This is a genomic window from Bacillus sp. UNC69MF (genome assembly GCF_000746035.1).
In the GTDB taxonomy this organism is placed as follows: Bacteria; Bacillota; Bacilli; order Bacillales; family Bacillaceae; genus Bacillus; species Bacillus velezensis.
This window is the reverse complement of the sequence record NZ_KN050799.1, coordinates 15677-31127: the sequence shown is the minus strand read 5'-3', so window position 1 is coordinate 31127 and position 15451 is coordinate 15677. Positions and strand designations below refer to the sequence as shown.

Here is a 15451-nt window from a genome sequence, read left to right as displayed (position 1 = left end):
CTTTTTGTGTTTACTTTTTCTGAAAAATCAATTACTATGAAATAATGGAAAAAAGTTCATCTTTTAAGTGTAACATCTGGGAGGAGCGGCAGTTTGAATATTCTTCGCATCATATTTTCAAGTGTTCCCTATGTGATGTTCGTCATCATTTTATCAAGACATTTAGGATTTGAGTTCGCAAAAACCTATTACTGGTGGTTTGCTGCATTTTTTGTCATCGGGCTGATCGGCAAATTCGCAATGCACCTTGCGGCAAAAAAGAAACCGTTAAAAAAAGAGACAGCGTAAAATGCGCATGTCTCTTTTTCATCAGAAATATTAAGCGTAAGCACTTTCACCAATTACGAACTTTTCGTCCAAGCCATCTTCTGAAATTTGCGGTAAGCTCTTCCGTTGATATAAAAGAAAAATGACGTTTTTCCGCTTGCCCTGATCAGCTTTCGCGCGAGGCGGCCCATTTCTTTTTGGCCGGCGACTTTGTCATCGGATAAATAGACGCCGAGCAGCCCCCTGTTGATCAGCCGGTGAAAATTTTCATGCGGAATGCCTTGCAAATGTTCATCCGCTTTTTCAATAAAATGCTGCAGTCTCTGCATCATTTCTTCATGAGACTGATAATACGTACAGAAATTCAGATCGCCTTCAAGCAGATCCTCTTCCTGGTCAATTAAATAATCGAGCAGTATGTGCAGCCCTTGTATGTACGGAAAATAACTGCTGCGGATTTTCTCAGCGGTATGTTCGTTAAAATCAGGCTGGAATGAGTAAGCAACGAGACAGAAAATACCTAACGTCGATCCGGCGCAGGCCGAGAACTCAAACCACTCCATTTCCGGAAGCTGTGACCGGTACTGCTCAAACCAGCCTTTAAGCCTCGGAACGCGTTCATGCTCAACGACATGCTTATGAACCTGAAGATCGCAATAATAATCACACAGCTCAAGCAAATAAGGTTTAATGATACCGTAATGTTCTATTGACCCGAGCACCCGCTGGCATGTTCTGACCAGCTCATGAAGATAACCGCCGTCATCCCGCTCGTCTCTGTACTGATAGTACGGCCGCACCTCGGCACCGACCGTCAGCGCGTCACGCATGGAGAGATGAAGCATGCGGAAGTCCTCGGGATCAAGCGAGGTGCTGCGGTCGCACAGATTGTCCAGATAATCACTGATTGTCTGATACGCGATGATAAATTGCACGCATTTCTGTTTCTGCTCTCCTGAAAGCAAGGCTAAAATGCCGCCGCCTTCACAATGAAACGACTTATCACGGATACTTGCGGCCGCCTGCTGCCGCAGTTCGGTATTTTTAATGGAATCTGATTTTTCCCGCCACATGTTCAATTCCTGATGAACGAGCGGAAAAATTTCCCGATACACTTTTGCCATAAGGTTAAAAGGATGTTCCGGTACTGTCAACATATGCACCCCCAGCGAATTCAAATATACTGATCTGTAAAGGCTTTTGCCGCCTTAAACACAGTTTCTCTTTCCGGTTCATTAAAAATTTCATGATAAAGCCCTTCCCATTCCCGGTACGATTTATTATGGGAAGCCACACCGGAAAACCATTTGCGGACCTTCATTTTATCGACGATTTTGTCATCACCGCCCTGCATAAGCAAAAGCGGCACCTTTAAAAACGCATCAGTCGGCACCATAGCGGCATCAATGGTTTTTAAAAGCTCTCTGTACCATCTTACGGATACCTTCGTGACATATAAAGAATCGTTTTGATCCGCTTCAATCATATCCGCATTCCTCGTTGCCATATCAGGTGATAAGCCGGAATCCACTCTGAGGGACGGAGCGAGGACGTTCAATCCTTTAGACGCAAAATCAAGGACTTTATTGACTTTTATTTGCAGACCCAGACAAGGTGATGATAAAATGAGTGCCGTAATGCGGGGATTTCTCTGCTGCTTAAACCATTCTATCGCAATCAGTCCGCCCATGCTGTGGCCCAAAAGGAAAACGGGCGCTTCAAGCGTTCTCGCTTTATCAATCCATATATCTACTTCATCAATGTATTCTTGGAAAGAGCGAATATGCCCTCTGGCGCGGGTCGACGTTCCCTGACCGGGCAAATCGCCCATCACCACGTTATATCCGGAAGATCTCCACATTTCAACGAGCCATTTATAACGTCCGTGGTATTCGCTTGCCCCGTGGATAATGACAATGGTACCGACGGGCCTGTCTGCTTTCCAAGTCCACATGCAGTTCACCTCTTACATAAATTTAGAGAAAGAAGGATGAGACATGATAATCTACCCTTATAAACAATTTACGCCTGACATACATCCTGAAGCGTTCATTGCGGATAACGCCGTCATTACGGGCGACGTCGTGATCGGAGAACAATCAAGCATTTGGTTCTCAGCCGTCATCCGGGGGGATGTTGCGCCGACAAGGATCGGAAAAAGAGTCAGCATACAAGACTTGAGCTGTCTGCATCAAAGTCCGAACCGCCCGCTTCTTATTGAAGATGACGTCACGATCGGCCATCAGGTTACACTGCACAGCGCAATCATCAAAAAGAATGCTTTAATCGGTATGGGCTCCGTCATTCTTGACGGGGCGGAAATCGGAGAAGGCGCGTTTATCGGCGCCGGAAGTCTCGTTCCTCCGGGCAAAACCATTCCTCCCGGCTGTCTTGCGTTCGGCCGGCCCGCAAAGGTTATCCGCCGGCTGACAGAAGAAGACATACGGGACATGGAAAGAATCAGAACGGAATATGTTGAAAAAGGCCGATACTATAAAACACTGCAAGAGAAATAAAAAAGATCAGCTTTGTTTTATTACTGTACCATTTTTCAAAATATTATTTAAGTAAAAACCATTTGCATTCTCCCGATTGTCAGGAAACAGAAGCAAAATGTTCAGGAATTTGTTTTATTCTTCCCCGCCGGCCCGATCCTATGAAAAAAAGAGCCCATGTCCCGGGCTCTTTTTTTACGCTTTTTCGGCGAATGTCTGTCCGTTTTCCAGACCTATGTCTTTTCTTTTATGGAAACCTTTCCCGTAATAGGCGGCTAATAATATGCCGAACCAGACAGGCCCGATGATGACGGCCACCCGGGTCTCTGCATTAAAAGCCATCAGCACAACGACAAAAGCGAGAAATGCCAATGAGATATATGAGGAAAAGGGGTATAAAGGCATTTTATATTTCAGTTTTTTCCGTTGTTCTGGCTGTAAGCTTTTCCGGTATTTCATTTGGGAAAGCAAAATAATCGACCATGTCCAAATCGCACCGAACGTCGCAATGCTCGTCACCCACGTAAACACTTTCGCCGGCACCACGTAGTTCAGCAAAACGCCGATGCATAACGCGCCCGCTGAAACCAATACCGCTTTTCCCGGCACACCGCCTTTTGTGACCGTACCGTATGCTTTAGGCGCTTCATTTTGTTCCGCCAGATTGAACAGCATGCGCCCCGTGCTGAAGATCCCGCTGTTGCAGGAAGAAAGGGCCGCCGTCAATACGACAAAATTAATGATTCCGGCTGCAGCAGGTATTCCGATTTTTTCAAATGTCAAAACAAACGGGCTTCCGCCTGAACCGATTTCCTGCCACGGATAAATTGACATAATGACAAACAAAGCTCCGACGTAAAAAATGAGAATGCGCCAAAAAACAGTATCTATGGCACGCGCCAGTGATTTTTCAGGATTTTTGACCTCACCGGCTGTGACACCGATCAGCTCAATCCCGAGATAGGCAAACATGACCATTTGAAGCGACAGCAGCACCCCTTTAATCCCATTCGGGAAAAAGCCGCCGTGGCTCCATAAATTGCTGATTCCGAGCGCAACGCCACCGTTTCCGAGGCCGAATACGATCATCACCAGACCGATCGCGATCATTGACAGAATCGCCAAGACTTTAATGAGCGCAAACCAGAATTCAAGCTCACCGTACGCTTTAACCGCCAGAAAGTTGACAGCCGTCATAATGACGAGTGCACAAAGCGCCCAGATCCATGACGGCACGTCAGGGAACCAGTAGCCCATATAAATGCCGACCGCGGTGATTTCCGCCATGCAGGTAACAACCCATAAAAACCAATAATTCCAGCCTGTTAAAAACCCGGCAAGCGGACCGAGATAATCTCTGGCATACCGGCTGAATGAGCCGGCTACAGGCTTTTGAATCGCCATTTCCCCTAATGCCCGCATAATAAAAAACATAATCAGCCCGCTGCAGGCGTAAGCGGCTAAAATCCCCGGCCCGGCAAGCTTTATGGCAGAAGCCGACCCGAGAAACAGCCCGACTCCTATCGCGGCGCCCAACGACATAAGCGAGATATGCCGCTCTTCCAAGCCGCGGTGAAGCGTTTTTTCTTTGTTTTGCATAACTCTCCCTCCCCCTGATTTTGACAAAGAAACAACAAACCGAGACGAAATAGCCAGAAAACACTTTCCGGAATCTACCCGATTAGTCCTATTATAACCTTTTTCTGAATATTGCGTAATACTTTGTCGAAAACAGAGCGGAATAGACGGTTTACAAAAAAACAATAGAAAAAAGGCTTTCGATAACATCGAAAGCCTTTTGGATTAAACGAAAATGACTTCTTTCGGCTGATGATTCAGCTCTTCCGGCACCAGTCTTTTTTCGACATTGATGCTGTGCCAGATCATGAAGATCAGCACGGTCCAGATTTTGCGGCTGTTGTCCGCTCTGTCGGCACAATGATCTTCCAGAAGCTGAAGGACATAATCCTTTTCAATATAAGCATCTGTTTCACTTTCACGAATGATGTTGCGAACCCATTCGTTCATTTCATTTTTCAGCCAGTGGCGGATCGGCACAGGGAAGCCGAGCTTTTTGCGGTTAAGCACATGATCAGGCACTACCCCTTCAGCAGCTTTGCGCAGAAGGTATTTCGTCGTGCCGTTTTTCGTTTTCAGTTCATCCGGAATTTTAGAAGCCACGTCAAACACGACTTTATCAAGGAACGGCACGCGCAGTTCCAAAGAGTTGGCCATCGTCATTTTGTCAGCCTTTAACAGGATGTCGCCGCGCATCCACGTATGGATGTCAACATACTGCATTTTATTAATGTCGCTGTATGAACGGCTTTCCGTAAAGTACGGCTTCGTGACATCACGGTATGAAAGCTCTGGATTGTAATGTTTGAGCAGCTGTTTTTTCACGGGCTCTTCAAAAATCTTCGCATTACCGATATAACGCTCCTCAAGCGGTGTGCAGCCGCGGACTAAGAGGCTTTTCCCTCTCATTCCTTCAGGCATGACGGACGCCACATGAAGAAGCATTTTTTTCAGACCGGACGGAATGCGTTCAAACGGTTTAAGCGAAAGCGGTTCGCGGTAAATATTGTACCCGCCGAACAGCTCGTCCGCGCCTTCCCCGGATAACGCGACCGTTACATGTTTTTTCGCTTCTTTCGCGACAAAGTACAAAGGAATCGCCGCCGGATCTGCAAGCGGGTCATCAAAGTGCCAGACGATTTTCGGAAGCTCGTTCATATACTCCTCAGGAGAAATGACTTTGCTGATGTTTTCAATCCCGAGCGCGGCAGCCGTTTCCTTCGCTACGTCAACCTCACTGAAGCCCTGCTGCTCAAAACCGACGGAAAATGTTTTGAGGCTCGGGTGAAATTCTTTCGCAACTGAGACGATAAAAGAAGAGTCGATACCGCCGGATAGAAACGAACCGACAGGAACGTCACTTCTCATGTGAACTTTGACAGAGTCAAAGATTGCGTCTCTGACTTCTTTCACCAATTTATCTTCATCAGACTGAACAGGCTTAAAGTTCGCTTTGAAATATGTTTTAAACGCGATGTCGCCTTCCGGGCGGATCGTAAACTGGCTGCCCGGCTCAACTTTTTTCACTTCAGCGTCAAGCGTGCTCGGTTCAGGAACGAATTGGAAAGACATATATTGCTGTAAAGAAGCTGTATCAAGATCAATGCCGTTTTGAGCGGCCATTAAACTTTTTCTTTCAGATGCAAAATATACTTTATCCCCGATGGTTGTGTAATACAGCGGTTTAATGCCGAACGGGTCTCTCGCGCCGTACATGACGCGGTCAGCTTTGTTCCAGATTAAAAACGCAAACATTCCGCGAAGCTTTGAAGCAGCTTCTTCTTTATAATGACGGTATGTCGCAAGGAGCACTTCGGTATCGGAATCTGTATTGAAAGTGTAGCCTTTCGCTTCAAGCTCTTCTCTCAGTTCAATGTAGTTATAGATTTCGCCGTTAAAAATGATCCAATATTTTTCGTCTTCATATGATAAAGGCTGTCCGCCGTTTTCTACGTCAATAATACTGAGCCGTCTGAAGCCGAATCCGACGTGCTCGTCATGATAATACCCATCGCTGTCAGGACCGCGGTGAACGATCATTTGGTTCATTTGTTTGATTAGCTCTTCTTGATCTGCGGTTTGAGTTAATGGATGCTTATTAAAAACACCGACAAATCCACACATAGTATAGCCTCCATAAGTGTAATTTTCTAATTGGACCCCCTTTTTATAGACGCTTTGTTACGCCATTGGTTTCACGCTATGTAAAAAATAAGCATGGCAGCATCTACAAAAAGGGAAAGCCGCTTAAGTAAGCGGCTATAAAATTATTCTCCTAGTGCTTCTTTGCGAAGCGCATCCGCCTTGTCAGTACGCTCCCAAGGAAGATCCACATCATGACGTCCGAAGTGGCCGTAAGCAGCTGTCTGCTTATAGATCGGGCGGCGCAAATCAAGCATTTTAATAATGCCGGCAGGTCTCAGGTCGAAGTTATTCCGTACGACTTCGATCAGTTTTTCTTCAGAAGCTTTTCCTGTATCAAATGTATTGATGGAAATAGAAACAGGCTGTGCCACGCCGATTGCGTATGCAAGCTGCACTTCACAAGAATCAGCAAGACCTGCTGCCACGATGTTTTTCGCTACGTATCTCGCAGCGTATGCCGCAGAACGGTCTACCTTCGTCGCATCCTTACCGGAGAATGCGCCGCCGCCGTGGCGTGCATATCCGCCGTATGTGTCAACGATGATTTTACGGCCGGTCAGACCCGCATCACCTTGAGGTCCGCCGATTACGAAACGTCCCGTAGGGTTGATGAAGTATTTTGTTTCTTCATCGATCAGTTCCTCAGGCACGACAGGATTAATGACATGCTCTTTCAGATTGCGCTGAATCTGCTCAAGCGTAATTTCCGGGTGGTGCTGAGTTGAAATGACGATCGCGTCGATGCGGACCGGCTTGTTGTTTTCATCATATTCAACGGTAACTTGCGTTTTGCCGTCAGGGCGAAGGTACGGAAGAATGTCTTCTTTGCGGACTTCGCTCAAACGGCGGGCTAATTTATGCGCCAAAGAGATCGGAAGCGGCATAAGCTCTTTCGTTTCGTTACACGCATAACCGAACATCAGGCCTTGGTCTCCCGCTCCGATTGCTTCGATTTCAGCATCGCTCATTGTGCCTTCACGCGCTTCAAGAGCTTGATCGACACCCATTGCGATATCCGCAGACTGTTCATCAATTGATGTTAAAACAGCGCAAGTCTCCGCATCAAATCCATATTTGGCGCGTGTGTAGCCGATTTCTTTAATCGTTTCACGGACTGTTTTCGGAATGTCAACGTATGTTGATGTAGTAATCTCTCCGCTTACCAGCACAAGTCCTGTCGTTACAGATGTTTCGCAGGCCACGCGCGCGTTCGGGTCATTTTTTAAAATCTCATCTAAGATACTGTCAGAAATTTGGTCACAGATTTTGTCCGGATGACCCTCAGTAACAGATTCAGATGTAAATAGTCGACGGTTTTTACTCATTCACTTTTCCTCCTGAAAAAAGATCTTTTGCAAGACCTTTTCATATGATACGGAACTCGCTCCCTCTTAATACAATGTCATACTATATCAGAGAATGTTAATTGGCATATTTTATGAAATAAAAAAACCTTTTCCACTCGAGGAAAGGGTTTGGTCTGTGTGCCTTTCACTCTTATCGCTCAAGGAAAATATTAAACCTTGCATCAGGTTAGCACCTTGGTTTCCCACAGTGTTTTCACCTGCTTTTTTACAGAGAAACCGGTTGCTGGGCTTCATCGGGCCTGTCCCTCCGCCAGCTCGGGATAAGAGTATCCGCTCAATGAAATATCTTATCGTAAAAGGGCGGAAAGTGTCAATATGAATTAAAGCGATTACGCGCCTTTATTTCGGGAAGCAATGGAAAAACACAAACAAAAAACCGCAAATAGTATAGACTATTTTCAGATATATGTTATACTAATTCCACATTCAGCGAAATACAAATAAACCGGCAAAGGAAGGTTTTTATGAAATTAGTTGATTTAACCGCAGATCTTCAAGCATTACTTGCAAGTCCGAATGTGCATCATAATTTATCAGCTCCAAAACTTACCGAAAAAGTGATCAGCCGAAATGAAGGAACGCTGACATCAACGGGCGCCGTACGCGCCACCACCGGCGCATATACAGGCCGGTCACCTAAAGATAAATTTATCGTCCGTGAACAAAGCACAGAAAATCAAATTGATTGGGGCGCGGTGAATCAGCCCATTTCTGAAGAGGCGTTTGAAAAGCTGTACGCCAAAGTCGTCAGCTACTTAAAACAGCGGGATGAACTGTTTGTGTTTGAAGGATTCGCGGGAGCGGATGAAAAATACAGACTCCCGATTACGGTCGTAAATGAATTTGCGTGGCACAATTTATTCGCGCGCCAGCTGTTTATCAGACCGGAGACGGATGAAAGAGACACGCAAGCGCAGCCTTTCACCATTCTCTCAGCTCCGCATTTTAAAGCAGATCCGGAGACGGACGGCACGCATTCGGAAACATTTATCATTGTCTCTTTCGAAAAGCGCGTCATTTTAATCGGCGGCACCGAATACGCCGGAGAAATGAAAAAATCAATATTCTCCATTATGAACTTCCTGCTTCCGCAGCAGGATATACTGCCGATGCACTGCTCAGCCAATGTCGGTGAAAAAGGCGATGTCGCCCTGTTTTTCGGCCTTTCCGGCACAGGGAAAACGACGCTTTCAGCCGATGCGGACCGCAAACTGATCGGCGATGACGAGCACGGCTGGTCAGATTCCGGCGTTTTCAACATTGAAGGCGGATGTTACGCTAAATGTATCAATCTCAGCGAGGAAAAAGAACCGCAGATTTTTCGTGCGATCCGCTTCGGGTCTGTTCTTGAGAATGTCGTGCTTGATGAAAAAACGGGTGAAGCGGATTACGACAATTCCTTCTACACGGAAAACACAAGAGCCGCATATCCGATTGAGATGATCGGCAATATCGTGCAGCCGAGCATTGCCGGCCATCCGCAGGCGATCGTCTTTTTAACGGCGGACGCATTCGGCGTGCTTCCTCCGATCAGCAAACTGACGAAGGAACAGGCGATGTATCACTTCTTAAGCGGGTACACCAGTAAACTCGCGGGAACCGAGCGCGGCGTGACATCTCCGCAAACGACTTTCTCGACGTGCTTCGGTTCACCGTTCCTTCCGCTTCCGGCGCATGTATATGCCGAAATGCTCGGGCATAAAATCGACGAACACGGCGTTCAAGTCTTCCTGGTCAACACAGGCTGGACCGGCGGAGGGTACGGAGTCGGAGAACGGATGAAACTTTCGTATACAAGAGCGATGGTCAAGGCCGCTATTGAAGGCAGACTGAACCAGACTGACATGACGGCAGACAGCATTTTCGGCCTGCGCAGTCCCGTTCATGTTCCGGGCGTGCCGGATGAAGTTCTTCAGCCTGAAAACACGTGGAGCGATAAACAAGCATACAACGAAAAAGCGCTGTTTTTGGCCAATGAGTTTAAAGAAAACTTTAAAAAGTTTTCCCATGCGGACTCGATTGCCAAAGCCGGCGGACCTCTCGTGTAATCAAAAAAGCCAAGGGCGTTTATGCCCTTGGCTTTTGTTTTTTCAGTTTGTCGAATGGAGCGACGTGAGTCTGTATGTAATGCTTGTCCGGCCGTTCGCCCATTCGAGCTTTTGGACCTCGCCGGTGCCGGATTTCTCGCCGGTTTTCGTTTTGCGCACGTCCATCGGAATATCAAGAGGATAGACGCGGTAGCCCTCTTTCTCCAATAAAAAGATATTTTCCTCTATCCGTTTTTCATTGCCTTTTGTCACAATCATGGTATTAAATTCAACAGGCATTCCCAAAATGAAAATCCCCTTTCATTCTCTTATTCTTTATTATCATATCATAAATCAGGCATCTTACCGTGTCTTCATCCATTCCGCCAGCCGCCGGACAATGCGTCTGTTTTCCTGCGGCGGAAAATAATGCGTAAAACCGCTGTAATACCAAGTTTCCACCGGTTTCCCCGCCTCTTTCAGCTTGTCCTCGATCATTCGGGCGTGTTCGATCGAAACATTCTCATCATTCTCTCCATGGATGAGCAGCACAGGGGCCTGAATGCGGTCTGCGTTTTCAAACGGTGAACGCCATCTGTATTCATCCGGCACCTTTTTCGGCGTGCCTCCGATCACCCGCTTCATCATCCGCCGCATATCCTTCCGCTCTTCATAAGTAAGCACCATATCGCTCACACCGCCCCATGATACGAGCGAAGCCGCTTGATGCCCCATTTCAATCGCTGTCAAAAGCCCCATGATACCGCCCCGGGAAAAACCGAAAATATGCACCCGCCCTTCCCTGACGTTCGGATGCTCCCGAAGCAGGCGGAAAGCGGAAAACGCGTCCTCTCTGTCCTCTCCCGCAAAATCTTCATTTCCCTCGCCGCCCTGGTTGCCTCTGTAATAGGGCGCAAACACGACAAAACCTTGGGAAGCGAATTGAACGATTCTTCCGGGGCGTACCATGCCGACATTTTTTATGCCGCCGCGCAAATATAAAAAACCGTCATATGTTCCCGGCGCCGCAGGCTCGGCAAGAAGCCCCTTTACCTTCAGCCCTTCTGACTCATAGCATACCTCAAAGAGGCGGATATGCGGACTCGGAGACGGGAACCTTTTCTTTTCTGCCAGCAAAACAATGGCCTCCTTATATCATCAGTTTTTTTATTCTTTCCCAACGTGAATATGGGCACTCACACATTTTTTATACCCATCATACGATATGTAAAGCAGAAAAGGTTATTTAACGCTTAAAACAAGGAGGTTACACCGTGAACAAATGGCTCAAAACGGGCTGCGTTTTTGTCATATGCGCCTTTTTCCTGCTCATTCTTCCGGCCTGCAGACAGGAAGAAAGTCTGACAAAGGTAAAGGTGGCGGAAGTCACACACTCCATCTTCTATACGCCTCTGTATGTCGCTGAAGCAAAAGGTTTCTTTAAAAAAGAAGGGCTCCAAGTGTCACTTCAAACAACATGGGGCGGAGACAAAACGATGACATCGCTTTTGTCAAACGGGTCAGACATCGCGCTGGTCGGTTCTGAAACATCCATTTACGTGGAGGCGCAGGGAGCAAAAGATCCGGTCATCAACTTCGCACAGCTGACACAGACGGACGGCACATTTCTCGTGTCACGGAAGGATGAGAAATCATTCAAATGGAGCGATTTAAAAGGAAAAACATTTCTCGGCCAGCGAAAAGGCGGCATGCCCCAAATGGCCGGTGAGTACGTCCTGAAAAAGAATCACATAGAGCCGAAAAAAGACATTAACCTCGTTCAAAACATTGATTTCGCCAATATTTCCAACGCATTCGCATCCGGAACGGGTGATTATGTGCAGCTGTTTGAACCGACGGCATCCCAATTTGAAAAAGAAGGCATCGGCCATATCGTCGCATCCTTCGGAGAAGCTTCCGGCCAAATGCCATACACAACCTTTATGGCAAAAGAAAGTTATTTGAAAACCAATGAAAAGACGGCGGAAAAATTCACCCGCGCCATCTATCGCGCCCAACAATGGGTGGAAAGCCATCCGGCCAAAGACATCGCAAAAACGATTCAGAAGGAATTTGCCGATACCGATCCGGCCATTATCGAAACATCAATAGAGCGATATAAAAAACAAAAGTCATTCTCTGCAGACCCAGTTCTGCAAAAGGATGAATGGGAACAGCTTCAATCTATTATGGATGAAGCCGGAGAGCTCCCGAAACACATTCCGTACAGCAAACTCGTCAACACAAAAATCGCCAAAAAAGTCACCTCAGAACAATAGGAGGAACATGAATGTCTTTTTTACATGTGGATCATGTAACACATACTTATTTCTCGCTGAAAGAAAAGACAACCGCCGTGAAAGATATACATTTTCAGATTGAAAAAGGGGATTTCATCTCCTTTCTCGGACCGAGCGGATGCGGAAAAACAACACTCCTGTCCATTCTGGCCGGCCTTATCACCCCTTCGCAAGGCCGGGTGCTGATTGAAGGAAGCGTGCCGAACCATAAAGAACACCAAATCGGTTATATGCTTCAGCAGGATTATTTATTTCCTTGGAAATCAATTGAGGAAAACGTGCTGCTCGGTTTACACATTTCAAAAACATTAACAGAAGAAAAAAGAGCTGAAGTTCTCAGCCTTCTGCCTAAGCTCGGATTAATCGGCGTTGAAAAGAAATACCCGAAAGAGCTGTCAGGCGGGATGCGGCAGCGGGCGGCACTTGCCAGAACTCTTGCACCGGACCCGGGACTGCTGCTCCTTGATGAACCGTTTTCCGCGCTAGACTTTCAAACGAAGCTTTCTTTGGAAAACCTTGTCTTCAGAACATTAAAGGATTTTCAAAAAACCGCCGTGCTCGTCACCCACGATATCGGTGAAGCCATCGCCATGAGCGATACAATCTATTTATTTTCGAATCAGCCGGGCACCATCCACCAAATATTCACCGTGCCTAAGGAGCTCGCGGCTTTAGATCCGTTTGACGCGCGTCAGGATCCGGCCTTTCAGCCGCTGTTTCAAACCATATGGAAGGAGCTGAATTCCCTTGAAAAACAGCAGCGGCACGATTGAACAGCTTCATCAGCAGTTTAAGAAAAGACACCAAAAAGAAAAGCTCCGGATCCGTGCGTATCAGGCCGCCATTTTCATCGTATTTTTTGCCGGCTGGGAAATATCGAGCAGGGCGGGCTGGATCGATCCGTTAATCTTCAGCTCACCCTCCGCCGTTTGCAGGCTTTTAGTTGAAAAGATTGCGGACGGATCCCTTGCGGCGCACATCGGCGCAACCTTAGGAGAAACCGTTCTCGGCTTTTTGCTCGGCACGCTCCTCGGCACATGCCTCGCCGCTCTGTTATGGTGGTCAAACAGGCTCGCCCGGGTTTTAGACCCGTACCTCGTCATTTTAAACGCGATGCCGAAGGTCGCACTCGGACCGATTCTCATCGTGGCACTCGGACCGAATTTCACAAGCATTGTCGCCATGGGAGCAGTCATCAGTGTCATTATCACGACAATCGTCGTCTTTACGGCTTTTCAGGAAGTGGATGAAAACTATATTAAGGTGATGAAAACCTTCGGAGCGAAAAGAAGCATCATGTTTAAAGAAGTCATTCTGCCGGCATGCGCCCCCGCGATTATTTCCGCGCTTAAAGTGAACGTCGGTTTATCCTGGGTCGGTGTGATCGTCGGCGAGTTTCTCGTTTCCGAAAAAGGTCTGGGCTACATGATCATTTACGGATTCCAGGTCTTCAATTTCACTCTTGTATTCTTAAGCCTTCTGATCATCGCGATTTTTGCGACATTGATGTATCAGGGAGTCGAACTGTTAGAAAGAAAATGGACGAAAGGAAAAATTTAAAAAAGACCCGTGCGTAAACGCCGGGTCTCCGTTTTTTATGATTGAAATACGCCGTCCTCTTTCAGCTTTTTCAGACTGATCGGAAGCACCGAATCTTTCATAATGAAACTGAATTTTTTATTTCGGGGGAGATTCTCCGGCAGTTCGCTGAACAGCACCGGCCCCTTTGTTTCAAAATAGTCAGCCTGTTTTTCAAGCTTTTCAATATCGGCAAAATAAATATTCTTCACGATTACCTTTTCCCTGCCGAGAACTTTATACTGTCCGACGTACTTCAGATGTCTTACCGCGGCGCCGGTTTCTTCTTTCACCTCGCGCAGGGCCGCTTCCTCCGCACATTCCATCGGCTCCACTTTTCCGCCCGGAAATTCAAACCCCCGGTCTTCGTGCTCAGTCAAAAGCCACTTATCTCCGTATCGGCATATGACCCATACGTGCTTCGGGCTGTCTGAAAAAGGCTGGTGTTCAAAGGAGAGCTGAACAGTGTTCTGATAATAGTCTTTAAACTCGTACATGTTTATCCCTCTAATCCGTTCCTTCATATCTTCCATACATCATACCACAGTTGCGTTTGTTCGGAAGCCCTTTATCAAAAATTCAGAGGAAAACCATCATACCCGCTAGTATAGCCTCCTTTGAAGCAAATGTTACGGTTTGCGCTTGAATTTATTTTTCAAAGTATCCAATAGGTCGACAAGCACCTGCGGAACCGGTATGCCCAGCGAGCTTGCCGTAATCACGATCTGAACCGATTCGTATAAGATATAAAACATGATAGCCAAATTACGGATGGCACCTTCGGTATGAAGCAGCTGGTCAAAAAAATGGCAAACTGAGACTAATGCCAGGGTCACGATTTTTTTGACCAGCCGCGCAAAAAGCTTTCTTGCGCTCAGCTGCTGCAAAAGAGATTCTTTTAAGCTTGTACTGATAAACTCAATCGCCATGACCGATAGCAAAATCAGAAACGAATACTGAAAACCTCCGAAGAAAAACCCCGCTGCCGACATGATCACTGCAAAAAACGAAAAGATGCCAAAGTCTTTGCCCACTTGATCCAACATCCTTTCACAGAAACGGCCTTACATTATTCTATGAAAAGTGAATGGAACGGACTGGATTTTTCAGAAAAATGGACAACACCTCTCTTCGGCAGCCAAATAAAAGACCGAGTGCTTTATAGCCCCGGTCTTCCCTTGTTGATTATCCCAAATACGCTTTCAGCATCCAGTTATGTTTTTCGATATTCTGGTGAATGGCAAGCAGCATATCACCGGTCGTTTCGTCTCCTACCTCATCTGCGAGATCCATGCCGCTTTTCAGCTCTTCCGCAATGACAGTGAAATCATCATAAATGTTCTGTACCATTTGTTCTGCGCTCTCATTGCCTTCCGCTTCTTTTACAGACGCTGTCTTCAATGATTCCGTCATTGTGCCGATCGGCTTGCCGTTTAATGCCAGCAGACGTTCTGCCAGATCATCAATATATGTAGCCGTTTCGTTATACAGCTCCTCGAACTTTTCATGCAATGTGAAAAAGTCCTTCCCTTTGACGTACCAATGATAGTTATGTAATTTCACATACATGACCGTCCAGTTTGCAACTTGCTTATTGACTGCGTCCAATAGTTTTTCTGACATGCCTATCTTCCTCCTTTGGTTTACTATTGATATACCCTATATATCGTGTGTTAAAACAAAATTTTTAGCCC

General features: G+C 46.6%; 16 protein-coding genes and 1 riboswitch. Of the genes, 6 read left to right on the top strand and 10 right to left on the bottom strand.

The genetic code is table 11. From position 1 onward, the window contains the following. The first annotated feature begins 93 nt into the window (after positions 1-93). Positions 94-288: a hypothetical protein gene (locus BR62_RS0117295; protein WP_003152265.1), complete on the top strand. Its 195-nt coding sequence runs from the start codon at positions 94-96 to the stop codon at positions 286-288. Between the two features lie 53 nt (positions 289-341). Here BR62_RS0117295 and BR62_RS0117290 read toward each other — a convergent pair whose 3' ends face one another. Together BR62_RS0117290 and BR62_RS0117285 are read right to left on the bottom strand one after the other, a co-directional pair. Next, the gene (locus tag BR62_RS0117290; protein ID WP_025285155.1) at positions 342-1421 is read right to left on the bottom strand and encodes a tetraprenyl-beta-curcumene synthase family protein; all 1080 of its coding nucleotides are present in this window, start codon (positions 1419-1421) and stop codon (positions 342-344) included. Between the two features lie 20 nt (positions 1422-1441). Beyond that, a complete protein-coding gene (locus BR62_RS0117285) occupies positions 1442-2221 on the bottom strand; it encodes an alpha/beta hydrolase (RefSeq protein WP_003152261.1) in 780 nt (259 codons plus the stop codon). Positions 2222-2267: 46 nt separating this feature from the next. Between BR62_RS0117285 and BR62_RS0117280 the strand changes: the two genes are divergently transcribed. Then, positions 2268-2783: a gamma carbonic anhydrase gene (locus BR62_RS0117280; RefSeq protein WP_025285156.1), complete on the top strand. Its 516-nt coding sequence runs from the start codon at positions 2268-2270 to the stop codon at positions 2781-2783. Positions 2784-2957: 174 nt separating this feature from the next. On the opposite strand, the gene alaP is transcribed toward BR62_RS0117280, so the two are convergent. From alaP to metK, 3 genes are all read right to left on the bottom strand, one after another. Next, positions 2958-4361 carry an alanine permease AlaP gene (alaP, locus tag BR62_RS0117275; RefSeq protein ID WP_007408827.1) on the bottom strand — a complete coding sequence of 468 codons (1404 nt, stop codon included), beginning with the start codon at positions 4359-4361 and terminating at the stop codon, positions 2958-2960. Positions 4362-4565: 204 nt separating this feature from the next. Next, positions 4566-6464 carry an asparagine synthase (glutamine-hydrolyzing) gene (asnB, locus tag BR62_RS0117270; protein ID WP_003152255.1) on the bottom strand — a complete coding sequence of 633 codons (1899 nt, stop codon included), beginning with the start codon at positions 6462-6464 and terminating at the stop codon, positions 4566-4568. 143 nt (positions 6465-6607) lie between these two features. Beyond that, positions 6608-7810 (bottom strand): methionine adenosyltransferase, encoded by a 1203-nt coding sequence (gene metK, locus BR62_RS0117265; RefSeq protein WP_003152253.1) that lies wholly within the window; start codon positions 7808-7810, stop codon positions 6608-6610. 169 nt (positions 7811-7979) lie between these two features. Beyond that, positions 7980-8119, bottom strand: a riboswitch (SAM riboswitch). A 197-nt stretch (positions 8120-8316) separates the two neighbouring features. Here metK and pckA point away from each other — a divergent pair. Continuing rightward, the gene (gene pckA / locus BR62_RS0117260; protein WP_007408828.1) at positions 8317-9900 is read left to right on the top strand and encodes a phosphoenolpyruvate carboxykinase (ATP); all 1584 of its coding nucleotides are present in this window, start codon (positions 8317-8319) and stop codon (positions 9898-9900) included. Positions 9901-9942: 42 nt separating this feature from the next. On the opposite strand, the gene BR62_RS0117255 is transcribed toward pckA, so the two are convergent. Both BR62_RS0117255 and BR62_RS0117250 read right to left on the bottom strand, forming a co-directional pair. Continuing rightward, positions 9943-10185 (bottom strand): DUF2584 domain-containing protein, encoded by a 243-nt coding sequence (locus BR62_RS0117255; RefSeq protein WP_003152249.1) that lies wholly within the window; start codon positions 10183-10185, stop codon positions 9943-9945. Positions 10186-10242: 57 nt separating this feature from the next. Continuing rightward, positions 10243-11016 carry an alpha/beta hydrolase family protein gene (locus BR62_RS0117250; protein ID WP_032871657.1) on the bottom strand — a complete coding sequence of 258 codons (774 nt, stop codon included), beginning with the start codon at positions 11014-11016 and terminating at the stop codon, positions 10243-10245. Positions 11017-11153: 137 nt separating this feature from the next. Between BR62_RS0117250 and BR62_RS0117245 the strand changes: the two genes are divergently transcribed. From BR62_RS0117245 to BR62_RS0117235, 3 genes are read left to right on the top strand one after another with little or no spacing between them, the layout of a single operon-like run. After that, positions 11154-12158: an ABC transporter substrate-binding protein gene (locus BR62_RS0117245; RefSeq protein ID WP_032871656.1), complete on the top strand. Its 1005-nt coding sequence runs from the start codon at positions 11154-11156 to the stop codon at positions 12156-12158. 11 nt (positions 12159-12169) lie between these two features. Further along, positions 12170-12952 carry an ABC transporter ATP-binding protein gene (locus BR62_RS0117240; protein WP_032871654.1) on the top strand — a complete coding sequence of 261 codons (783 nt, stop codon included), beginning with the start codon at positions 12170-12172 and terminating at the stop codon, positions 12950-12952. Further along, complete coding sequence (locus tag BR62_RS0117235; protein WP_032871653.1) at positions 12927-13739, top strand: ABC transporter permease; 813 nt, start codon at positions 12927-12929, stop codon at positions 13737-13739. Before BR62_RS0117240 ends, BR62_RS0117235 begins: the two co-directional genes overlap by 26 nt. Before the next feature lie 35 nt (positions 13740-13774). Here the strand turns inward: BR62_RS0117235 and ytkD are convergent, their stop codons facing one another. From ytkD to BR62_RS0117220, 3 genes are all read right to left on the bottom strand, one after another. Then, positions 13775-14254, bottom strand: coding sequence for an RNA deprotection pyrophosphohydrolase (ytkD, locus tag BR62_RS0117230; protein WP_003152244.1), 480 nt, complete (start codon positions 14252-14254; stop codon positions 13775-13777). Positions 14255-14386: 132 nt separating this feature from the next. Beyond that, positions 14387-14791, bottom strand: a complete 405-nt coding sequence (locus BR62_RS0117225; RefSeq protein ID WP_015240432.1) for a phage holin family protein — start codon at positions 14789-14791, stop codon at positions 14387-14389. Between the two features lie 151 nt (positions 14792-14942). After that, a complete protein-coding gene (locus BR62_RS0117220) occupies positions 14943-15380 on the bottom strand; it encodes a Dps family protein (RefSeq protein WP_007408835.1) in 438 nt (145 codons plus the stop codon). Between the last annotated feature and the right edge of the window lie 71 nt (positions 15381-15451).

Coding starts and splice junctions, on each gene's coding strand:
- BR62_RS0117285 (WP_003152261.1), bottom strand. CDS start 2,221: ATGTGGACTTGGAAAGCAGACAGGCCCGTCGGTACCATTGTCATTATC.
- asnB (WP_003152255.1), bottom strand. CDS start 6,464: ATGTGTGGATTTGTCGGTGTTTTTAATAAGCATCCATTAACTCAAACC.
- metK (WP_003152253.1), bottom strand. CDS start 7,810: ATGAGTAAAAACCGTCGACTATTTACATCTGAATCTGTTACTGAGGGT.
- BR62_RS0117240 (WP_032871654.1), top strand. CDS start 12,170: ATGTCTTTTTTACATGTGGATCATGTAACACATACTTATTTCTCGCTG.
- pckA (WP_007408828.1), top strand. CDS start 8,317: ATGAAATTAGTTGATTTAACCGCAGATCTTCAAGCATTACTTGCAAGT.
- ytkD (WP_003152244.1), bottom strand. CDS start 14,254: ATGTACGAGTTTAAAGACTATTATCAGAACACTGTTCAGCTCTCCTTT.
- BR62_RS0117220 (WP_007408835.1), bottom strand. CDS start 15,380: ATGTCAGAAAAACTATTGGACGCAGTCAATAAGCAAGTTGCAAACTGG.
- alaP (WP_007408827.1), bottom strand. CDS start 4,361: ATGCAAAACAAAGAAAAAACGCTTCACCGCGGCTTGGAAGAGCGGCAT.